This is a genomic window from Nonomuraea coxensis DSM 45129 (assembly GCF_019397265.1).
In the GTDB taxonomy this organism is placed as follows: Bacteria; Actinomycetota; Actinomycetes; order Streptosporangiales; family Streptosporangiaceae; genus Nonomuraea; species Nonomuraea coxensis.
This window is the reverse complement of record NZ_CP068985.1, coordinates 2,319,772-2,340,316: the sequence shown is the minus strand read 5'-3', so window position 1 is coordinate 2,340,316 and position 20,545 is coordinate 2,319,772. Positions and strand designations below refer to the sequence as shown.

The window sequence follows — 20,545 nt, the reverse complement described above, 5'->3', positions numbered from 1 at the left end:
CTCCCCTGCGCCGGACACGAGCGGGCCGGGGCGTGTCGCCCCGGCCCGCTCGCCCGCCCTCCGGCCGCGTGTGCCCGCCGGTCAGTCGAGGTAGTCGCGCAGCATCTGCGCCCGTGTCGGGTGGCGGAGCTTGGCCAGGGTCTTCGACTCGATCTGCCGGATGCGCTCCCGCGTGACCCCGAACTCCCTGCCCACCTCCTCCAGCGTGCGCGGATGCCCGTCGGCCAGTCCGAAGCGGAGCTGGATGATGCGCTGCTCCCGGTCGGACAGCGTCGCCAGGATGTCGTCGAGCTGGTCCTGCAGCATGATGAAGGCCGCGGCCTCCATGGGCACGACGGCGTCGGCGTCCTCGATGAAGTCACCGAGGTCGGAGTCCTCCTCGCCGATCGGCGACTGCAGCGACACGGGCTCCTGGGCGATGCGCTGGATCTCGACGACCCGGTCGACCGGGAGGTCCATCTCCTTGGCGATCTCCTCGGGGATGGGCTCGCGGCCGAGGTCCTGGTGGAGCTGGCGCTGGACCCTGACGAGCTTGTTGATGGTCTCCACCATGTGGACCGGGATGCGGATCGTCCGCGCCTGGTCGGCGATGGCCCGGGTGATCGCCTGCCTGATCCACCAGGTCGCGTACGTGGAGAACTTGTAGCCCTTGGTGTAGTCGAACTTCTCGACGGCCCTGATGAGGCCGAGGTTGCCCTCCTGGATCAGGTCCAGGAACAGCATGCCGCGGCCGACGTACCGTTTGGCGATCGACACCACGAGCCTGAGGTTGGCCTCGATGAGGCGCTGTTTGGCCCGCGTGCCCTGCCAGACGAGCTCCCTGAACTCAGGGAAGGCCAGGCGCGAGACCCCGCTGGCCAGCTTGTCCTCGGCGAACAGGCCGGCTTCGATCGACTTGGCGAGCTCCACCTCCTCCTCGGCCGTCAGCAGCGGCACCCGGCCGATCTCCCGCAGGTAGATCCTGACCAGATCGCTGGTCGGCGCCCGCTTGCCGACGTCCTCCTCATCGGCGCGGGTGGATTCCTCGTCGCCCTGGGGCTCGAGGACCTCCACGCCGTTCTCGGCGAGCATGCGCACGACGCGCTCCAGCGCGTCGGACGGCAGCTCGGATCGGTCAAGCGCGGCTGCGACGTCATCGACGGTGACGCTCCCGCGCTCCCTTCCCTTCGCGACGAGGTCCGCCACCTGAAGATCTACCGATGGCGGTCCACTTGGCAGCACCGATGCACCCACGGGAGACAGTCTGCAGTATTGGTTCCATCAAATGGCAGACCCATTTTTGTCACCGAAGGTAAGACCTCGGTCCTTACCGAATTGAGATCGGAAATAGGTTTGGCCGGAGTTTGATCAGGAAAGTAAAGCCAATTACGCGATCACCATTCCCGTGCCCGGCGGGAGCCTCCGGCCGGACGCGCCTGTTTCGCTGCCCGGAGCACGTTGTCCACCCGCTTTGTCGCGCGTTGGACCGCGCCAGGTTCCCGGGCCAACCGACGGGGTTTGCGGCTTGGGTTCGCGACCGAACCGTTATCTTGCGCGGGGCGGCGATCAGCTTCCCGCGGCCCGGTCGCGCAGCACCCGGCGCTGCTGCTCCAGCGCCACCAGCTCGCCGAAGAGCCTGTTGTACTCCTGCTGCTCCTCCACCGGGTTGAGCCGCTGGATGCGCGACTTGACCTGGGCGATCGCCCGGTCGACCGCGATGGCCTCGATGGCGGCCAGCATCGCCGCCGCGTAGCGCTCCTCGGCGTGCGCGTCGGCCTGGATCGGCTCGACCGCGAACCGGGTCACCAGGGCCCGCGCCCCCTCCTCGCTCGCGTGCTCCAGCAGCAGGTCGACCCACGGGCGGCCGCCGTGGCCGGCCGCCGCGAGACCGCCCGCGGCGGCCACCACCCGGTGCAGGGCGACGTGGTCGGGCGCCGTGAACGCCTGCGGGTCGAGGGCGTCGAAGCGCGGCCCGAGCAGCGCGGGACGCTGCACGGCCAGCTTGAGCAGCTCGGCCTCCACCCGGACGCCGGGATCGACCGGCGCCGCGCGCGGGACGCGCTGCGGGCGGCCCTGCTGCGCCCCGGCGACCCCCGCGATGCGCTGCATGACGAACCGCTCGTCCATGAAGCCGAGCCAGCGGTCGAGGTCGATCGCGTAGCGTTTGCGCAGCCCGGCGTCCTTGATGCCGGCCACGATGGGCGCGGCGGCGTCGAGGGCGGCGATCTTGCCTTCGTTGCTGCGCAGGTCGTAGCGGGAGATCGTGCTCCTGATCGCGAACTGGAACAGCGGCTCGCGGCTCGCCACGAGGTCGCGCACAGCCGCGTCGCCCTGCTTGACCCGCAGGTCGCACGGGTCGAGCCCGTCGGGCTGCACCGCGACGTAGGTCTGCGTGACGAACTTCTGCTCGTCGGCGAACGCGCGCAGCGCCGCCTTCTGCCCCGCCGCGTCGCCGTCGAAGGTGAAGATGACCTCGCCGCGGAACTCGGCCTGGTCGAGCAGGAACCGGCGCAGGATCTTGATGTGCTCCTCGCCGAACGAGGTGCCGCAGGTGGCCACGGCCGTCGGCACCCCGGCCAGGTGGCACGCCATCACGTCGGTGTAGCCCTCGACGATCACCGCCTGGCTGCGCTTGGAGATCTCCCGTTTAGCGAGGTCGATCCCATAAAGTACCTGGCTCTTCTTGTAAAGCGGCGTGTCAGGCGTATTCAGATATTTCGGTCCGTCGTCGGAATCGAGCAACTTCCGCGCGCCGAAACCGATCACGTCGCCCGTCGCGTCGCGGATCGGCCAGACCAGCCGGCCGCGGAAGCGGTCGATCGGCCCGCGCCGCCCCTCCTTGGCCAGCCCGCCCTTGACCAGCTCGTCCGCCGAGAAACCGCGGCCCAGCAGGTGCCGGGTCAGCGCCTCCCACTCGTTGGGCGCGTAGCCCACCCCGAAGGTCTCGGCGTCGGCCCGCTCGAAGCCCCGCTCCGACAGGAACCGCCGCCCGGCCGCCGCGTCGGGGCCGAACAGCTTGCCGGCGTAGAACTCGGCCGCCGCCTTGTGCGCCTCGATCAGCCGGGCCCGCTCGCCGTGGTCGCGTTTGGGGACGTAGCCGCCCTGCTCGTACTGGAGGTGGATGCCGGCCCGCTGCGCCAGCCGCTCGACCGCCTCACTGAACGACAGGTGCTCGATCTTCTCGACGAACGTGATGACGTCGCCGCCCTCGGAGCAGCCGAAGCAGAAGTACATGCCGCGCTCGGGCGTGACGTTGAACGACGGCGACTTCTCGTCGTGGAACGGGCACAACCCCTTGAGGTTGCCGCCCCCGGCGTTGCGCAACTGGATGTGCTCGCCGATGACCTCGGCGATGGGAGAGCGTTCGCGCACGAGGGCGATGTCGACGTCACGGATCCGGCCAGCCACGCCGGTGAGTCTATGCCGCCCCGCTGACGTTCCCCGCACCTGCCGCCAGAATGGGCTCACCCCCCGCGGGAGATCGCGGCAAAGCGGCTCGGCGGGGGTCCCCGGTCGGCTACAAAGGTAAAAATTGGTCGTGGAAGCGGTGACACGGGTGGAGATCATGCGATCGGGGCATCTCGGACGATGGGCGGCCGTCGCGGGCGCCGTGCTCCTGACGGGCGCCTGCTCGCAGGCCACCGGGCTGGCGGGCGTGAGCGCCACGTCGCCCACCACGGCCCCGCCCACGGGCTCGCCGGCGGCGACCGCGACCGTCCCGAGCCCCACGCCGTCGGTCCGGCACCAGGCCGCCGCCGAGCAGCCGCCGCAGGGCGACGACCCGGTCAGGGTGCCGCCGCCCAAGCTGTCCAAGTACGCCTACACCTTCCCCGTCAAGGGCTGCAAGACGAGCTACCAGCGCAAGCTGCTGGTGCTGCCCAAGACGACGATCTGGGCCCCGCAGGGGTGCGAGTTCGTGGCGCCGGTGGACGGCGTCGTCGACGAGGTCAACGTCCAGAACCGGTGGACGCCGGCCAAGGACGAGGGCTGGACGCGGGAGGGCAGGTTCGTCACGATCGTCGGCGACGACGGCGTGCGCTACCTCGGCGGCCACCTCGACTCGGTGGCCGCCGACGTCAAGCCGGGCCTGCGGGTGAAGGCCGGCCACGTGCTGGGGCGGGTGGGCCGCACGGGCAACGCCCGCGACACCGGCGCCAACCTCTACTTCGCGATCTCGTGGAAGACCGGCCCCGCCTACTGGTGGGTACGCAGGGGCATGGTCGAGCCGTGGGACTACCTCGACGCCTGGGCGAAGGGCAACCGCACGCTGTCGCCACGCGAGGAGACGCTGAAGCTGCGCGCCAAGCTGGGCGAGACTCCGCCCTGCACCGTCCAGTGCGCGGGCCGGGCGCAGCCGCCGGCGCCCAGCAAGACGCCGCGGCCCACCCCGCGCAAGACCAGCGACAAAAACGACGAGATCCCGGACAAGGAGACCTTCAACCCGACGACAGTTCCTTAGGGTCGACGACCGTGCCGGAGCGGATGAGCTGCTGGATGTCGTCCTGGACGTCCCAGACGTTGACGTTCATGCCGGCCACCACCCGGCGCTCGCGCAGCCAGTACGCGACGAACTCCAGGCCGTCCACGTCGCCGCGGTGGACGACCTCGTCGTAGCCGTCGATGTGGCCGGAGAACTCCATGCCGAGGTCGTACTGGTCGGTGTAGAAGTACGGGATCAGGTCGTGGACGACCTCCTGGCCGAGCATGGAGCGGGCGGCGGCGGGCCCGCCGTGCAGGGCGTTGGCCCAGTGCTCGACGCGCAGGTGGCGGCCGTACAGCGGGTGGTAGGACTCGGCGACGTCGCCGGCGGCGTACACGTGGGGGTGCGAGGTGCGCAGCGCGGCGTCGGTGCGGATGCCCTGGCCGACCTCCAGGCCGGCCTCGCGGGCCAGCTCGACCTCGGGCGTGGCGCCGATGCCCGCGACGACGAGGTCGGCGGTGAGCCGCTCGCCCGAGCTGAGCCGCACGCCGGTCGCGGTGACCTCGGCGGCCGAGATGCCGAAGCGCAGGTCCACGCCGTTGCGGGCGTGCAGGCGGGCGAACACGCCGCCCACCTCGGGGCCGAGCACCCGGCTGAGCGCGGTCGGCTCGGGCTCGACGACGGTGACCTGGCAACCGGCCGCGCGGGCCGCGGCGGCCGTCTCCAGGCCGATCCAGGAGGCGCCGACGACCAGGACCCGCTCGGCCCGCCCCAGGCGCTCCCTGATGGCCTCGCAGTCGCCCAGGGTGCGGAGGTAGGCGGCCGGGCCGGGCAGGCGGCGGGGAGTGGCCCCGGTGGCGATCAGGAGCTTGTCGTACGGCTGGCGCGAGCCGTTGCCGAGCCGGACCACATGGTGCTCGGGCTCGATGCGGGTGACCCGCATGCCGAGCCGGAGGTCCACGGCGTTGTCCGCGTACCACTCGGGGGGGTGGACGAAGACGGCCTCACGCTCGCTCCTGCCCTGGAGGTGGTCCTTGGACAGGGGCGGCCGCTCGTAGGGCCGTTCGCTCTCCGCGGCGAACAGCACGATCTCTCCGTCGAAGCCCTCTTCCCGCAACGTCTGGGCGGCCTTGGCCCCGGCAAGGCCGCCGCCGACGATCACATATGTGGCCATGGGCGCAGTATCCGCCCCGGGCGGGAATCGGGGAAGCGGATTGGGTCACCGCGTGAGCCGGCGGTGCCAGGCGACCGCCGAGGTGTCGGTGAGCGAGGCGATCTGGTCGATGACGACCCGGACGCGGGCGGCGTCGTCGGCCGCCTCCAGGAACGCGGGCCGGAAGGCGGGCTCCAGCGTGCCGGGCGCGCCGAGCGTGATCAGGGAGGCGAGTTCGGTGATGAGGTCACGCTGGCGGGCCTGGTTGGCGTTGTGGTCCTCGGTGGTCATGACGTAGTGGGCGGTGACGCCCTTGAGCAGCGCGCACTCCAGCCGGGTGGCGTGCGGGACGACCAGGTCGGCCCGGTGACGGGCGCTGCGCACCTCCTTGGTGGCGGCCTGGGCGGAGCGGCAGAAGCGGCCGATGAGGCCGCTGGTGAGCGCCTTCAGCCCGGCCAGCTCGGGCAGGCTGCCGGTGAAGCGGCGCGGCCAGAGCGGGTCGGCGACGAGCTTGCCGAAGACCTCCTCCAGCTCGCCGAGATCGGCGCCCGGGGTGTACCAGGTGCGGGTGGTCTCGCAGACGAGCCGCCGCTCGGCGGGCGACCGCAGGGCCTCGGGGACGACGTGCCCCGAGTGCAGGGCGTCCTCCAGGTCGTGCACCGAGTACGCCACGTCGTCGGCCCAGTCCATGATCTGCGCCTCGAAGCTGACCCGGCCTTCCGGGGCGCCCTCCCTGATCCACTTGAAGACCGCCAGGTCGTCGTCGTACACGCCGAACTTGGCGCCCTTGTCACACGTCCACGGGTACTTGACGGAGGCGTCGAGCGCGGCCCTGGTGAGGTTGAGGCCAGCGCTGCGGCCGTCCTCGGTGAGGACCTTGGCCTCCAGCCGGGTGAGCAGGCGCAGGCTCTGGGCGTTGCCCTCGAAGCCGCCGCAGGGGGCGGCCAGCCGGTTGAGCGCGACCTCGCCGTTGTGCCCGAACGGCGGGTGGCCGAGATCGTGGGCCAGGCAGGCGGTCTCCACCAGGTCGGGGTCCACTCCGAGGGTGGCGCCCATCTCGCGGCCGACCTGGGCGCACTCCAGCGAGTGCGTCAGCCGGGTGCGGGGGATGTGCTGGCCGCCGCCGAGCGCCTCGCCGGGGCCGACCACCTGGGTCTTGGCGGCGAGCCTGCGCAGGGCGGCGCTGTGCAGGACGCGGGCGCGGTCGCGTTCGAACGCGGAGCGTTCAGGATTGCCGGGAGGTTCCGGAACCCAACGCTCCTGGTCGTGCTCGTCGTAGTACGGCATTGCTTCGGCGATTTTATCCAGTTTCATGTCTCCGCTAGTGTCAAGCCTCGCGAGAACCCCTTCCCCGGGAGTCCTTCCCCATGACCACAGCGTTCCGAGCGGTGCTGGCCTTCACCTTGCTCGCCGGCTTCTACCTCCTGGTCGGCCTCGTCCTGGCGGCCGCGGTGTTCTTCGACGTCCTGCTCGTCGTCGACTTCCACGCGAACACCCTCAAACTGGCGGTGGTGCTCACCCTGGCCGCGGGCGCCCTCGTCCGGGCCCTGGTCATGGTGAGCCGCCGCAAGGGCGGCGAGCAGCCGGGCGTGGCCGTGGGCCGCGAGCACGAGCCGGTGCTCTGGCAGACGGTCGAGGACCTGGCCCGGCGGGTGCGCACCGCCCCGCCGGACGAGATCAGGCTGGTCGCCGAGGTCAACGCGGCGGTGTCGGAGGACACCCGCTGGCTCGGGCTGCGGGCGACGCGGCGGCGGATGTACATCGGGCTGCCGCTGCTCCAGCAGCTCACCGTGGACGAGGCGCGCGCGGTGCTCGGGCACGAGCTCGGCCACTACAGCGGCGCCCACACGCGGCTCGGCGCGCCGGTCTACCGGGGCCGGGTCTCGCTCATCGCGACCGTGCAGGGGCTGGGCGGCCATCCGTTCATCCAGAAGCTGTTCACCTGGTACGCCAAGCTCTACCTGCGGATCTCCCAGGCTGTCTCGCGCCGGCAGGAGCTGGAGGCCGACCAGCTCGCGGTGGCGATCGCCGGCCGGCAGGCCATGGCGGGCGCGCTGACCAAGGTCCACGCGACGGCCCTGGGCTGGGACCTCTACGTCGGCGCCTACCTGTCGCTGACCGGCGCGGGCGGCGGGCGGCCGACGGCGGTGTTCGGCGGCTTCCAGCGCATGATGAGCGACCCGGAGCGGCAGGCCCAGATCGCGAAGCTGCGCGACGAGCCCGAGGAGGTCTCGCCGTACGACTCGCACCCCGGCCTGGCCGAGCGGCTGGCCGCCATCGAGCGCCTGCCCGAGCCCGAGCACGTCCCCGACCCGCGCCCGGCCCTGGCCCTGCTCATGGACGCCAACGTGGCCGCGCAGGCGGTCGAGGACTCCATGTGGACGCCCGAGGCGATGGCCGCCCTCCGCCCGGTGGGCTGGGAGGAGCTGGTGGCCCAGGGCATGTACGCCGGCCGCAACGCCGAGGCGCTGCACGACCTCGCGGTGGCCGGTCAGCGGGTGATGGGGTCGCCGCAGCCGTACCTGGACGCGGCCTTCGAGGCCATCGCGCGCGGCCGGCAGGCCGAGCTGGAGGCGCGGCTGCTGGAGCTGGGCTGGAACCCGTCGGAGACGCTGCTGGCCGGGGTGCTGGGGCAGGCGCTGGAGGCGGTGCTGATCCAGCTCGGCCAGGCCCGGTGGACGCTGTCGTGGTCGGGGCCCGCCCGGCTGCTCTACGACGACGGCGAGGAGGTCGCCCTGTCGGAGTACGCGGCCCAGGTCGCGGCCAACCCGGAGGCGGTGGCGGGGCTGCGGCGGTGGCTCGGCGACCACGGCATGCGGCACGACTACGTCCCGGTCGAGCAGCCCGCCGCCCAGCAGCCCGCCCTCGCCCCGCAGGGCTGAGCCGGCGGAGGGGGCCGGACGGTCCCCTCCGCCGGCGGGCTCAGCGGGTGTCGGAGTCGGTCTCGCTCAGCGCCGCCCGGCCGGCCTCCAGCCGCGCCACCGGGATGCGGAACGGCGAGCAGGAGACGTAGTCCAGGCCGGCGTCGTGGCAGAAGTGCACCGAGTCGGGGTCGCCGCCGTGCTCGCCGCAGATGCCGAGGTGCAGGCCCGGACGGGTGGCGCGGCCCTCCTGGACGGCGATCTCGACGAGCCGCCCGACGCCCTCCCTGTCCAGGGTCTCGAACGGCGAGACGCCGAAGATGCCGAGCTCCAGGTAGCGGGAGAAGAACGCGGCCTCGACGTCGTCCCGGGAGAAGCCCCAGGTCATCTGGGTGAGGTCGTTGGTGCCGAAGGAGAAGAACTCGGCCGCCTCGGCGATCTGCCCGGCGGTCAGCGCCGCCCGCGGAGTCTCGATCATGGTGCCGACGAGCGCCTCGACGCCGAGCTCCGCGAGGATCCTGACCGCTTCGTCGCGTACGGACTCCAGCTCCTGCACGGTCGCCACCAGCGGGATCATGATCTCCGGACAGGAGCCGGGCACCTCCTTGGCGGCCTGGGCGATGGCCCGGACCTGCATCGCGAACAGCCCGGGGATCACCAGCCCGAGCCGGACGCCGCGCAGGCCCAGCATCGGGTTCTGCTCGTGCAGGCGCTTGACGGCGGCGAGCAGCGCGCGGTCCTTGTCGGTGGGGTTCGCCGAGGTCGCGATCTTGACCGACAGCTCGGTGATGTCGGGGAGGAACTCGTGCAGCGGCGGGTCGATGAGGCGGATCGTGACCGGCGCGCCCTCCATCGCCTGGAAGATGCCCACGAAGTCGGACTTCTGCAGCGGCTCCAGGGCGTCCAGCGCCGCCTGGCGCTGGTCGCCGGTCGAGGCCAGCACCAGGTCCTCCACTAGCTGGCGGCGCTCGCCGAGGAACATGTGCTCGGTGCGGCACAGGCCGATGCCCTGCGCGCCGAAGCGGCGGGCGCGGGCGGCGTCCTCGGGGGTGTCGGCGTTGGCCCGCACGCCGAGCCGGCGGGTCGCGTCGGCGTGGCGCATGATCCGGTCCACGGCCTTGACGAGCTCGTCGGCGGGCTCGGCGCCCTCGAAGTACTCGACCACGGCCGAGGCCACGACCGGCACCTCGCCGAGGAACACCTCGCCGGTGGTGCCGTCGATGGAGATGACCTCGCCCTCGGTGACGACGACGCCGCCGGGCGCGGTGAACCTGCGCTCGGACGTCGAGACCTCCAGCTCCTCGGCGCCGCACACGCACGTCTTGCCCATGCCGCGGGCGACCACGGCGGCGTGGGAGGTCTTGCCGCCGCGGCTGGTGAGGATGCCCCTGGCGGCGATCATGCCGGCCAGGTCGTCGGGGTTGGTCTCGCGGCGGACGAGGATGACCTGCTCGCCCTGCCCGGCCAGCTCGACGGCCCGCTCGGAGGAGAAGACGGCCTTGCCGACGGCCGCGCCCGGGGAGGCGTTCATCCCCTTCGCGATCCTCTTCTTCTCGGCGCCGTGGTCGAAGCGGGGGAACATGAGCTTGGCGAGCTGGTCGCCGGTGACGCGGGTGACGGCCTCGTCGAGGGTGATGAGGCCCTGGTCGACGAGCTGGGTGGCGATGCAGAACGCGGCAGCGGCGGTGCGCTTGCCGACCCGGGTCTGCAACATCCAGAGCTTGCCGCGCTCGATGGTGAACTCGATGTCGCAGAGGTCCTTGTAGTGCGTCTCCAGGACCTCCATGATGCGGACGAGCTCGTCGTAGGAGGTCTTGTCGAGGCGCTCGAGCTCTTCGAGGGGGATCGTGTTGCGGATGCCCGCGACGACGTCCTCGCCCTGGGCGTTCTGGAGGTAGTCACCGTAGATGCCCTGGCGGCCGGTGCCGGGGTCGCGGGTGAAGGCGACGCCGGTGCCGGAGTCGTCGCCGTAGTTGCCGAAGACCATCGCCATGACGTTGACCGCGGTGCCGAGGTCGGCGGGGATGCGCTCCTGGCGGCGGTAGAGGATGGCGCGCGGGGCGTTCCACGAGTCGAAGACGGCGTTGATGGCGAGGCGCATCTGCTCGCGCGGGTCGGTGGGGAAGTCCTTGCCGGTCTGCTCGCGGACGATCCCCTTGTACGTCTCCACGAGCCGCTGCAGCTCGCCCGCGTCGAGGTCGGTGTCCTGGCGGCGGCCCTTGACGGCGTCGAGCGCGTCCTCGAACAGGTCGCCGTCGATGCCGAGCACGGTCTTGCCGAACATCTGGATGAGGCGGCGGTAGGAGTCCCAGGCGAAGCGCTCGTTGCCGCCGGCCTGCTTGGCCAGGCCGTGCACGGACTCGTCGTTGAGCCCGATGTTGAGCACGGTCTCCATCATCCCCGGCATGGAGAACTTGGCGCCGGAGCGCACGCTGACGAGGAGGGGGTCGTCGGCCTGGCCGAGCTTCCTGCCCATGCGCCCTTCGAGCGCTTCGAGGTGCTCGGCGACCTCCCGGTCCAGACCGTCGTGGACGGCGCCTTCCGCCAGGTAGTGGCGGCACGCCTCCGTGGTGATCGTGAATCCGGGGGGAACGGGCAGCCCGAGGTTGGTCATCTCAGCCAGGTTCGCGCCTTTACCGCCGAGAAGATCCTTGAGATTCCTGTTGCCCTCGGTGAAGTCGTAAACGTACTTGGCCACCACAGCTCCAATCCAACACGCGTCTGAACCGGACTCTACCGGCGGAATTGATGGTGAAACTGCACTCCTTCCTCAAGTCCCTGTTTATGCAGGTAGACGCCTCGTGAGAGGTCTAATCCAATTATACGGCTGGATTGCCAAAAATTGGATTAGACCAATTGGTATAAACCAATTTCTGGAGAAAGGGGTGGCACGGGAGGCGGAATGGGATCATCGCGCGTGCTGTTTCCTGAGCCGGCGGCGGATCGTGCCGAGTCCGGGCGGCCGGGCCCGCGCCGGGCCACGGAAGGGCCCGGGGGCAGCGCCGCTCCGGGCAAGGGGCATCCGGAGCGCGACGGCCGGGGACAAGGTCACCGGGGAGCAGATCGACCCAGTGAGGGGCGCACAGGCGCACAGGCGCACGGGCCGCGCGGCGGATGGCGGGGCCCGTGCCGTCAAGAAGAGTCTTCCTCCTCACCCGGGCGCGGCGCCGCGGGTGAGGAGGGGATGGAGCAGGGTCAGTCGTTGAGGTGCTGACGCAGGTAGCTCTCGACGCCGTCGATCGCGATGCGCTCCTGCGCCATGCTGTCGCGCTCGCGGATCGTCACCGCGTGGTCCTCAAGGGTGTCGAAGTCGACGGTGATGCAGAACGGCGTGCCGATCTCGTCCTGGCGGCGGTAGCGGCGGCCGATCGCGCCGGCGTCGTCGAACTCGACGTTCCAGCGGCGGCGCAGCTGCGCGGCCAGGTCGCGGGCCTTCGGCGACAGGTCGGCGTTGCGCGACAGCGGCAGCACCGCGGCCTTGACCGGCGCGAGCCGGTGGTCGAGCCGCATGACCGTGCGCTTCTCCAGCTGGCCCTTGGCGTTGGGGGCCTCGTCCTCGCTGTAGGCGTCGATGAGGAACGTCAGCGTGGCCCGGTCGACGCCCGCCGCCGGCTCGATGACGAAGGGGACGTAGCGCTCCCCGGTGTCCTGCTCGAAGAAGCTGAGGTCGACGCCCGACGCCTTGGAGTGGGCGGTCAGGTCGAAGTCGGTGCGGTTGGCGATGCCCTCCAGCTCACCCCACTCGGAGCCGGTGAAGTTGAAGCGGTACTCGATGTCGACGGTGCGCTTGGAGTAGTGGGACAGCTTGTCCTTGGGGTGCTCGTACAGGCGCAGGTTGTCCTTGCTGATGCCCAGGTCGGAGTACCAGCGGTAGCGCTCGTCGATCCAGTACTGGTGCCACTCCTCGTCGGTGCCCGGCTTGACGAAGAACTCCATCTCCATCTGCTCGAACTCGCGGGTGCGGAAGATGAAGTTGCCCGGCGTGATCTCGTTGCGGAACGACTTGCCGATCTGGCCGATGCCGAACGGGATCTTCCTGCGCGCGGACTGCTGCACGTTGAGGTAGTTGATGAAGATGCCCTGGGCGGTCTCGGGCCGCAGCCAGGCCAGGCCGGACTCGTCCTCGACCGGGCCGAGGAAGGTCTTGAGCAGGCCGCTGAACTGGCGGGGCTCGGTGAAGGTGCCCTTGTTGCCGCAGTTGGGGCAGGTGATGGCGGCCAGGCCGCCCTCGGGCTCGGCGCCGTGCTTCTCCTCGTAGGCCTCGACCAGGTGGTCGGCGCGGAAGCGCTTGTGGCAGGACATGCACTCGGTGAGCGGGTCGGTGAAGGTCTCGACGTGGCCGCTGGCCCGCCACACCTCGGGCGCCAGGATGACGCAGGAGTCGAGACCCACGACGTCCTCGCGGGCCTGGACCATCGACAGCCACCACTGCCGCTTGACGTTGTTCTTCAGCTCGACACCCAGCGGACCGTAGTCCCACGACGCGCGAAGTCCGCCGTAGATCTCGCTCGACGGGTAGACGAGCCCGCGGCGCTTGGCGAGGCTGACGATGGTGTCCATGACGTCGGTGCGTCGTGCCATGTTGGTTGGTTCTCTTTCCGGCTGGAGGTCGGCGAGTGTGAAAGTGATGAGCTCCCAGCTTAGGGGACGGCGGCGGGCCTCCGCGCGCGAGTGACCCTACGTCCCGTCCTGCGTGTGGACGTCCTCGTAGGCGCTGGGTTCGTTGACCATGAGGATCATCAGCGGATACATCACCATGCGGGCGGCGGACAGCGCCCGGCGGTAGAACCCGGCGCCCTCCCACTCCGTGACCAGGGCCCACAGGTTGGGCTCGTCGACCGAGCGGGCCACCCGCCCGCGCAGGAAGCCCGGCTGGCCGGCGAACGTGTCGAGGATGGTCTGCCCTTGCTTGGCGAAGTCCTGGGACTGGGACTCTGGGACGGTGTATCGGATCACGGCGAGCACCTGAACAGCCTAGAGGCCGCACCGGTCACAAGGCGTGCCCTCTCCCGTAGGCTCTGGGCGTGGCCTCTCACGACAAGCGCCCGCTTCCCCAGGGCGAGCGGTTCTTCACCGAAGGCGCGAGCGGGCTGCGCAAGGCCGTGGAGCGGCGGAGCGCGGTCCCGATGGCGTACCTCTTCACGCAGGTGCCCCGCTGGGTGCCGCCCGTGGTGCTGGTGGTGCTGCTGCTGACCGCGCTCGCGGTGGCGAACCCGCTCGGCGGGGTGGCGGCGCTGGCGGTGCTCGCGTTCGTCGGCTGGCTGGCGTTCCTGTCCTGGCCGTCGCTGGGGCCGGGCGCGAAGCTGCTGCGGGTCGCCATGGTGCTGTTCGTGGCGGCGGTGGCGGCGACCCGCTTCGGCCTGATCCCGGGTTAGGCCGGGGGCAGCAGCGTGTAGTGCGGGAAGTTGCCCGGGAGGCGTTCGCCGTCCGGGCCCTCGGTGACGGCCCTGACCAGCAGCTCGCCGCCGACGAACGCGCCCCGCCACGACGCGCCGAGCCCGCCGAACAGCTCCTCGCGGTCGCCGCGCGAGCGCGACCGGTTGTGGCCGACCTTGAAGGCCCGCACCTCGGGAGCCAGGCGGCGGAAGGTGTCCTCCTCGTCGCAGGAGAGGGTGGCCACGAGCGCGCCGTTGCTGGCGTTCATGGCGGCCAGCAGCTCGGCCTCGGTGTCCACCAGGACGATCGTGTCGACCGGGCCGAACGGCTCGGCGTGGTGGAGCGGCGAGGAGCGGGGCGGGTCGAGCAGGGCGGTCGGGGCGAAGTAGGCGGAGGTGTCCTGGCCCGGCAGGAAGTGCCCGGACTCCGGCGAGGCCCGGTGCACCGGCACCGCGCCGCGCGCCACCGCCTCGTCCACCTGGTCGGCGAGCTCCTTGGCCTTGGAGGCGTTGATCAGCGGGCCGAAGTCCAGCTCGGGCAGCGGGTCGTCCGGGCCGGCGACGGCGAGGGGGTGGCCGAAGCGCACGGCGTCCACCGCCGCGAGGTAGGCCCGCAGGAAGTCGTGGAACAACGCCCGCTGCACGACGAAGCGCGGATAGGCGGTGCAGCGCTGCTTGCCGTAGTCGAAGGAGGCGCGGATCTGGCGGGTGAGGGTGTCCCAGTCGCCGTAGCGCCACACGCCCCAGCAGTTGAGCCCCTCCTGCTCCAGCACGTGCCGCCGGCCGAGGTCGGCCAGGGAGGTGGCGACCTTCGCCCCGGCGTCCCTGCCGCCGACGAACGACACGCAGCCGAGGGCCCGCCCGCCGGCCAGCACCGGCGACAGGTCCGCCCCTCCCCCGCTGACGAGGGTGAACGGCAGCCCCTCGCGGACGGCGAGCGCGCGCACGCCGTCGAGGCAGCGGTCCACGTCGGCGCGGGCGGTCCGCCACGGCTTGCCGATCTCCCAGACCAGCAGGAGGGCCAGCAGGTCGCGGTGGGCGGCCATGGACTCGACGGCGGCGGCGACCATGGTCTTGCGCGCGGCGAGCGGGACGTGCCGCCAGCGCCGGTGCTCCTCGGCGGCTCCCGCCACGGCCCTGGCCGCGCCGGCCCGGTCGAGGCGCGGCGGCCCGGCGATGGCGGTGCCGTCGAGGGGCGAGAAGCCGGGCACGGGGCGGCCGTCGCGGTGCCAGATGCCGCCCCAGTGGTTGAGCACCCGGTCGTCGTGGAATGCCTCGGGAGCCGCCGTCCGGCAGCGGTCGTAGACGTCGTGCCAGGCCATACCTGGTTTGAGCCGCATGTCGGATCCCTCCTCAGTCGGACCAGTCGGCGGAGATGAGCTCGGGCAGCGGCTCGTACTCCTTGATGGCGTCCAGCGCCGGACCCATGGCAGCGTTGGCCTCGCGCTCGACCATCACCTCCACCAGCACCGGCAGCCGCTCGCGGGCGGCCGCGGCGCTCGCCCAGGACAGCGCGTCCCTGAGGTCGCCGGGCAGCTCGACCCGGCGCGCCGGGCAGCCGAACGCCTCCATGGCCTTGACGTGGTCGATGCCGCCCTCGCCGTAGTGCAGGTCCACGGCGTAGTTCATCCCGTACGGGAGCTCGGCCTGCCGGATCAGCCCCAGATACTCGTTGTTGATCATGATGATGACGAACGGGATCCGGTGCTGCGCGGCCACCGCGACCTCCTCCATGAGGAACTGGAAGGAGTAGTCGCCGACGACGGCCACCACCTGCCGCTCCGGGTGCGCGCACTTGACGCCCATCGCGGCCGGCACCTCCCACCCCAGCGGCCCGGCCTGCCCGCACACCAGGTAGCGGCGCGGCAGGTACGTCGCCTGGAACTGCCCGGACCAGATCTGGTAGAGCCCGATCGCGGTGACGAACGTGGTGTCCCTGCCGAAGAAGTCGTTGATCTCGCGGAACACCCGGGGCGGCTTGATCGGCACGTCGTCGAAGTCGTCGCGCCGGTTCAGCGCGCGGCGCAGGCCGGCCACCCTGCGCACCCACTTGCCCGGCGCGCGGGGGCCGCCGCGGGCGCGGGCCTCGCCGAGGAGCGCGGCGAGCGTGGGCCGGGCGTGCCCGACGATCCCGAGGTCGGGCTCGAAGACCCGGCCGAGCTGGGTCGGCTCGATGTCCACGTGGACGAAGGTGCGGCCGCGCCGGTAGACGTCCAGGTCGCCGGTGTGCCGGTCACCGAAGCGCGCCCCGACCGCGAGCACCAGGTCGCTGTCCAGGAACGCGGCGTTCCCCCAGCGGGTCTGCGTCTGGATGCCGGCCATGCCGGCGAACAGCGGGTGGTCCTCGGGGAAGGCCCCCTTGCCCATGAGCGTCACCTGCACCGGCACCTGGAGGTGCTCGGCCAGCGCGCGCAGCTCCTCCGTGGCCTCGCCGATGATGACGCCGCCGCCCGCGAGGATGATCGGCCGCCGGGCGCCCTCCAGCAGGTCCATCGCCCTGCGCACCGCCTTCGGCAGCGGGCTCGGCACCTCGACGGGCAGCGGGGCGTCGAGGTCGCGGTCGTAGCGGCAGGTGCCGCGCTGCACGTCGAGCGGCAGGTCGACGAGCACCGGTCCCGGCCGTCCCGAGCGGGCGATCCTGAACGCCTCGCGGAACACCCACGGCGCCTGGGCGGGCTCCTTGAGCTGCACCGCCCACTTGGTGACCGGACGGGCGACCTCCACGATGTCGACCGCCTGGAACGCCTCCTGGTGCAGCTTGGCGCTCTCGGCCTGACCGGTGACGCAGATCATCGGGATCGAGTCGGCGAGCGCGGTGTAGAGGCCGGTGATCATGTTGGTGCCGGCCGGGCCGGAGGTGCCGACGCAGACGCCGACGTTGCCGGTGACCCTGGCCCAGCCGTCGGCCGCGTGCGTGCCGCCCTCCTCGTGGCGGACCGTCACGTGCCGGATCGAGCTGCCCCGCAGCGCGGCGTAGAAAGGCAGGATGGCCGCACCGGGGATGCCGAAGACGGTGTCCACCCCCTCCGACTCCAGCACCGCGACCACGGCCTCCATGCACGGGATGCGCTTCACGTGTTCAGCCTTTCGACGACCTTGAGCAGGGCGGAGTGGTCGAGCGAGCCGTGCCCCTGCGCCCGCGCCGCGGCCACGAGCTGGGCGACCTGGCCGGTGAGCGGCAGCGCGACGCCGGCCTCGCGGGCGGCGGCGACGGCGATGCCCATGTCCTTGTGGTGCAGGTCGATGCGGAAGCCCGGGGTGAACTCGCGCCTGATCATGGTGTGCCGCTTGAGCTCCAGGATCCGGGAGCCGGCCAGGCCGCCCGCGAGCACGTCCAGGCCGGCCACCGGGTCGACGCCGCTCGCCTCCAGCAGCACGATCGCCTCCGCCACCAGGCCGTAGATGCCGCCGACGACGAGCTGGTTGGCCGCCTTCACGGTCTGCCCGGCCCCGGCGGGGCCCACGTGCACGATCGTGGTGCCGAGCGACCCGAGGACCGGGCGGGCCGCCTCGAACGCCTCCCGCTCGCCGCCCACCATGATCGACAGGGTGGCGTCGATCGCGCCGCGCTCGCCGCCGCTCACCGGGGCGTCCAGCGCCCGCACGCCGGCCGCGGCGGCCTCGCGCGCCACCCGGCGGGAGGTCTCCGGCCTGATCGTGCTCATGTCGAGGTAGAGCAGGCCGGGGCGGCCGTGCGCGACGACGAGCGGCGCGACCTCCTCGACCTGCGGCGAGTCGGGCAGCATGGTGATCACGAGGTCCGCGCCGCCGACCGCGTCCGGCACGCCGGCGGCGGCCTCGCCGCCGAGCGCGGCCAGCCGCTCGACGGGCGCGGCGCTCATGTCGTGGCCGCGTACGGTGTGACCCGCCTTGACGAGGTTGGCGGCCATCGGGCCGCCCATGATCCCCAGACCGATGAAGCCGATCTTCACGCGTGCCTCCAGTCGAACGCGCCCGGCCCCTCGTGCCGGTACTCCAGGCCGACGTGCCCCTCGTAGCCCGCGGCCGCGAGCCGCGCGAGGATCTCCGGGTACGGCATGCCGCCGCTGCCGGGCCGCCCCCTGCCGGGGTCGTCGGCGATCTGCACGTGCCCGAAGCGGGCGGCGTGGCGGTCGATGAGCCCGAGCACGTCCTCGCCCATCCTGTGCAGGTGGTAGAGGTCGGCCAGGAAGGCGACGTTCTCCCTGTCCACCTCCTCGATCAGCGCGAACGCGGCCTCCGACGACGTGATCGGATAGTGCGGGTTCTCGTGCGCGTTGAGCGCCTCGACGACCACGGTCGCGCCGACGCCGGCCGCCGCGTCCGCCGCCCGCCGCAGGTTGGCCACGGCCAGCTCCCTGTCGGTGCCGGGGCCGTTGCCGTAGAGGGCGTTCAGCACCGGGCAGCCCAGCTCCCCCGCCAGCCGGACGGCGGGCCCGACGGCGGCGAGGAACCGCTCCGCTCCGCCGGGGCGGGCCAGCAGGCCGCGCTCGCCGGCCGCCATGTCGCCGGCGTCGAAGTTCAGCCCGGTCAGGCGGACCCCGGCCGCCTCGATCGCCCGGCGCAGGTCGGCCGTCTGCGCGGCCGTCGGCTCCGGCCCGTCGAAGGGCCACCACAGCTCGACGGCATCGAACCCGTGCTCGGCCGCGGCGGCGGGCCGCTCCAGCAGCGGCAGCTCGGTGAGCAGGATGGACAGGTTGACGGCGAACCTCATGAGGCGCCCGCCAGGACGGAGCGCATGAGGCGGGCGGTCTCGGAGGGGGTCTCGCCGACGCGGACGCCGGCGGCCTCCAGTGCCTCCTTCTTGGCGCGGGCGGTGCCGGAGGAGCCGGAGACGATGGCCCCCGCGTGGCCCATCGTCCTGCCTTCGGGGGCGGTGAACCCGGCCACGTACGCCACCACCGGCTTCGTGACGTGCGCGGCGATGTGGGCGGCGGCCCGCTCCTCGGCGTCGCCGCCGATCTCACCGATCAGCACGATCGCGTCGGTGCCCGGGTCGTCCTGGAACGCCCGCAGGCAGTCGATGTGCGTGGTGCCGACGACCGGGTCGCCGCCGATGCCGACGGCGGTGGAGAAGCCAAGGTCGCGCAGCTCGTACAGGAGCTGGTAGGTGAGGGTGCCGGACTTGGAGACCAGGCCGATGCGGCCGGCCGTGGTGATGTCGGCGGGGATGATGCCGGCCGACGACTGCCCTGGGCTGATCAGGCCGGGGCAGTTGGGGCCGACGATCCTGGTACGCCCCCGCGCGAGCGCCAGGAAGCGCACGGTGTCGTGCACCGGCACGCCCTCGGTGATCACCACGCAGAGCGGCACCCCGGCCGCGACCGCCTCCTCGACGGCCCCGCCGGTGAAGCGCGGCGGCACGAACACCACCGACACGTCCGCGCCGGTCTCCGCCACGGCCTCGGCCACCGAGCCGAACACCGGCACCGTGCGCTCGCCGAAGTCCGCCGACCTGCCGCCCTTGCCCGGGGTGACCCCGGCCACGACGTCGGTGCCGGCGGCCAGCATGCGGGCCGTGTGCCGGGTGCCCTCCGCGCCGGTCATGCCCTGCACGAGCACCCGGCTGTCCTTGGTCAGGAAGATCGCCATGTTCACGCTCCCGCCGCGAGTCGTGCCGCCGTGGCGGCGGCGCCGTCCATGGTGGAGACCTGGCGGACGGCCGGGTGCCTGGCCTCGTCGAGGATGCGCCGGCCCAGCTCGGCGTTGTTGCCGTCCAGCCGTACGACGACGGGCCGGCCGCGGCCCCGTTCGCCGAGGAGTTCCAGTGCGGTGACGATGCCGTCGGCCACGGCGTCGCAGGCGGTGATGCCGCCGAAGACGTTGACCAGCACCGAGCGCACGTCCGGGTCGGACAGGACGATCTCCAGCCCGTCGGCCATCACCCGCGCGGAGGCGCCGCCGCCGATGTCCAGGAAGTTCGCCGGGGCCGCGCCGGCGCCGGCCACCACGTCCAGCGTGCTCATCACCAGGCCCGCGCCGTTGCCGATCACGCCGACCGAGCCGTCCAGCTTCACGTAGTTCAGTCCCTTGGCGCGGGCGAGGTCCTCCAGCCCGCCTTCCGGCTCCTCGGCCTCGCGCCGGTGCCGGAAGGCGGCGTTGTCGTCCAGGGTGACCTTGCCGTCGAGCGCCACCACTCTCTGGTCGGTGGTGCAGACGAGCGGGTTGACCTCGACGAGCAGCGCGTCCTCGGCCACCAGCACCCGCCACAGCCGTTCCAGCACCTCCGCGGCCTGCTCGGGCAGGCCCGCGTCGGCCGCGAGGCGCCGCGCGACGCCGGCGTCCACACCGGTGACCGGGTCCACCGGGAGCCTGACGATGGCGCCGGGATCGCTCGCCGCGAGCTCCTCGATCTCCACGCCGCCCTGGCCGGACACCATCGCCAGGAAGCCGCCCTCGGCGCGGTCCACCAGGAAGGCCGCGTAGTACTCCTCGAACGGCACGGTCGCGGCCTCCACCAGGACGCGGCGCGCGCGGTGTCCCTTGATGTCCATGCCGAGCACGCGGGCAGCCTCGCGCTCGGCCGTGCCCGGCCCCGCGGCGGGCCTGATCCCGCCCGCCTTGCCTCGTCCACCGGTCTTGACCTGGGCCTTGATGACGATGGGCGCGTTCAGGCCGGCCGCGATCGCGCGGGCCTCGGCCGGGGTCTCCGCGACCGCGCCGCGCGGGACCGGGATGCCGTGCCGCCTGAAGAGCTCCTTCGCCTGGTACTCGTACAGGTCCATCCGAGCCTCCTTTGTGTACGGTATACCGTATGGAGTATTCTCCGTCCAGGGTC

General features: G+C 72.1%; 16 protein-coding genes. 3 read left to right on the top strand and 13 right to left on the bottom strand.

Going from position 1 to position 20,545, the window contains the following annotated elements:
- Positions 1 to 81: 81 nt before the first annotated feature.
- Together rpoD and dnaG are read right to left on the bottom strand one after the other, a co-directional pair.
- Positions 82 to 1,185 carry an RNA polymerase sigma factor RpoD gene (rpoD, locus tag Nocox_RS11235; RefSeq protein ID WP_020545466.1) on the bottom strand — a complete coding sequence of 368 codons (1,104 nt, stop codon included), beginning with the start codon at positions 1,183 to 1,185 and terminating at the stop codon, positions 82 to 84.
- Positions 1,186 to 1,545: 360 nt separating this feature from the next.
- Positions 1,546 to 3,387, bottom strand: a complete 1,842-nt coding sequence (gene dnaG / locus Nocox_RS11230) for a DNA primase (RefSeq protein WP_020545465.1) — start codon at positions 3,385 to 3,387, stop codon at positions 1,546 to 1,548.
- 130 nt (positions 3,388 to 3,517) lie between these two features.
- Between dnaG and Nocox_RS11225 the strand changes: the two genes are divergently transcribed.
- Positions 3,518 to 4,438 (top strand): M23 family metallopeptidase, encoded by a 921-nt coding sequence (locus tag Nocox_RS11225; RefSeq protein ID WP_246649772.1) that lies wholly within the window; start codon positions 3,518 to 3,520, stop codon positions 4,436 to 4,438.
- On the opposite strand, the gene Nocox_RS11220 is transcribed toward Nocox_RS11225, so the two are convergent.
- Positions 4,416 to 5,573, bottom strand: a complete 1,158-nt coding sequence (locus tag Nocox_RS11220) for an NAD(P)/FAD-dependent oxidoreductase (protein WP_033410309.1) — start codon at positions 5,571 to 5,573, stop codon at positions 4,416 to 4,418. The two genes, Nocox_RS11225 and Nocox_RS11220, sit on opposite strands and share 23 nt — an antisense overlap.
- A gap of 45 nt (positions 5,574 to 5,618) precedes the next feature.
- A complete protein-coding gene (locus Nocox_RS11215) occupies positions 5,619 to 6,839 on the bottom strand; it encodes a deoxyguanosinetriphosphate triphosphohydrolase (protein ID WP_020545462.1) in 1,221 nt (406 codons plus the stop codon).
- 80 nt (positions 6,840 to 6,919) lie between these two features.
- Between Nocox_RS11215 and Nocox_RS11210 the strand changes: the two genes are divergently transcribed.
- Positions 6,920 to 8,434: a M48 family metallopeptidase gene (locus tag Nocox_RS11210; RefSeq protein WP_084685808.1), complete on the top strand. Its 1,515-nt coding sequence runs from the start codon at positions 6,920 to 6,922 to the stop codon at positions 8,432 to 8,434.
- A gap of 40 nt (positions 8,435 to 8,474) precedes the next feature.
- On the opposite strand, the gene ppdK is transcribed toward Nocox_RS11210, so the two are convergent.
- The 3 genes from ppdK to Nocox_RS11195 all read right to left on the bottom strand — a co-directional run bounded on the left by ppdK (position 8,475) and on the right by Nocox_RS11195 (position 13,369).
- Positions 8,475 to 11,111 carry a pyruvate, phosphate dikinase gene (ppdK, locus tag Nocox_RS11205; RefSeq protein WP_026214827.1) on the bottom strand — a complete coding sequence of 879 codons (2,637 nt, stop codon included), beginning with the start codon at positions 11,109 to 11,111 and terminating at the stop codon, positions 8,475 to 8,477.
- Between the two features lie 497 nt (positions 11,112 to 11,608).
- Positions 11,609 to 12,994, bottom strand: coding sequence for a glycine--tRNA ligase (locus Nocox_RS11200; RefSeq protein ID WP_211212755.1), 1,386 nt, complete (start codon positions 12,992 to 12,994; stop codon positions 11,609 to 11,611).
- 96 nt (positions 12,995 to 13,090) lie between these two features.
- Positions 13,091 to 13,369: an antibiotic biosynthesis monooxygenase family protein gene (locus Nocox_RS11195; RefSeq protein ID WP_246649770.1), complete on the bottom strand. Its 279-nt coding sequence runs from the start codon at positions 13,367 to 13,369 to the stop codon at positions 13,091 to 13,093.
- A 68-nt stretch (positions 13,370 to 13,437) separates the two neighbouring features.
- Here Nocox_RS11195 and Nocox_RS11190 point away from each other — a divergent pair, with 68 nt between their 5' ends.
- The gene (locus Nocox_RS11190) at positions 13,438 to 13,788 is read left to right on the top strand and encodes a DUF6703 family protein (protein ID WP_020545457.1); all 351 of its coding nucleotides are present in this window, start codon (positions 13,438 to 13,440) and stop codon (positions 13,786 to 13,788) included.
- On the opposite strand, the gene Nocox_RS11185 is transcribed toward Nocox_RS11190, so the two are convergent.
- Genes Nocox_RS11185 through sucC form a run of 6 tightly spaced genes read right to left on the bottom strand, consistent with a single transcriptional unit; the run spans position 13,785 to position 20,492 of the window.
- Positions 13,785 to 15,128 (bottom strand): aldehyde dehydrogenase family protein, encoded by a 1,344-nt coding sequence (locus tag Nocox_RS11185; protein ID WP_033410303.1) that lies wholly within the window; start codon positions 15,126 to 15,128, stop codon positions 13,785 to 13,787. The two genes, Nocox_RS11190 and Nocox_RS11185, sit on opposite strands and share 4 nt — an antisense overlap.
- A 13-nt stretch (positions 15,129 to 15,141) precedes the next feature.
- Positions 15,142 to 16,863, bottom strand: coding sequence for a glyoxylate carboligase (gcl, locus tag Nocox_RS11180; RefSeq protein WP_020545455.1), 1,722 nt, complete (start codon positions 16,861 to 16,863; stop codon positions 15,142 to 15,144).
- Positions 16,860 to 17,720, bottom strand: coding sequence for a 2-hydroxy-3-oxopropionate reductase (locus Nocox_RS11175; RefSeq protein WP_020545454.1), 861 nt, complete (start codon positions 17,718 to 17,720; stop codon positions 16,860 to 16,862). The genes gcl and Nocox_RS11175 overlap by 4 nt, the downstream gene beginning before the upstream one ends.
- Complete coding sequence (locus Nocox_RS11170; RefSeq protein ID WP_020545453.1) at positions 17,717 to 18,481, bottom strand: hydroxypyruvate isomerase family protein; 765 nt, start codon at positions 18,479 to 18,481, stop codon at positions 17,717 to 17,719. Before Nocox_RS11170 ends, Nocox_RS11175 begins: the two co-directional genes overlap by 4 nt.
- A complete protein-coding gene (sucD, locus tag Nocox_RS11165) occupies positions 18,478 to 19,359 on the bottom strand; it encodes a succinate--CoA ligase subunit alpha (RefSeq protein ID WP_026214825.1) in 882 nt (293 codons plus the stop codon). Before sucD ends, Nocox_RS11170 begins: the two co-directional genes overlap by 4 nt.
- Positions 19,360 to 19,361: 2 nt before the next feature.
- Complete coding sequence (gene sucC, locus Nocox_RS11160; protein ID WP_020545451.1) at positions 19,362 to 20,492, bottom strand: ADP-forming succinate--CoA ligase subunit beta; 1,131 nt, start codon at positions 20,490 to 20,492, stop codon at positions 19,362 to 19,364.
- Positions 20,493 to 20,545 lie beyond the last annotated feature (53 nt).

What these genes read in the sequence shown, in the direction of transcription:
- Nocox_RS11220 (WP_033410309.1), bottom strand. Translation starts at nt 5,573, where the DNA reads ATGGCCACATATGTGATCGTCGGCGGCGGCCTTGCCGGGGCCAAGGCC.
- Nocox_RS11215 (WP_020545462.1), bottom strand. Translation starts at nt 6,839, where the DNA reads ATGCCGTACTACGACGAGCACGACCAGGAGCGTTGGGTTCCGGAACCT.
- Nocox_RS11210 (WP_084685808.1), top strand. Translation starts at nt 6,920, where the DNA reads ATGACCACAGCGTTCCGAGCGGTGCTGGCCTTCACCTTGCTCGCCGGC.
- Nocox_RS11200 (WP_211212755.1), bottom strand. Translation starts at nt 12,994, where the DNA reads ATGGCACGACGCACCGACGTCATGGACACCATCGTCAGCCTCGCCAAG.
- Nocox_RS11185 (WP_033410303.1), bottom strand. Translation starts at nt 15,128, where the DNA reads ATGCGGCTCAAACCAGGTATGGCCTGGCACGACGTCTACGACCGCTGC.
- Nocox_RS11170 (WP_020545453.1), bottom strand. Translation starts at nt 18,481, where the DNA reads ATGAGGTTCGCCGTCAACCTGTCCATCCTGCTCACCGAGCTGCCGCTG.
- sucD (WP_026214825.1), bottom strand. Translation starts at nt 19,359, where the DNA reads ATGGCGATCTTCCTGACCAAGGACAGCCGGGTGCTCGTGCAGGGCATG.
- sucC (WP_020545451.1), bottom strand. Translation starts at nt 20,492, where the DNA reads ATGGACCTGTACGAGTACCAGGCGAAGGAGCTCTTCAGGCGGCACGGC.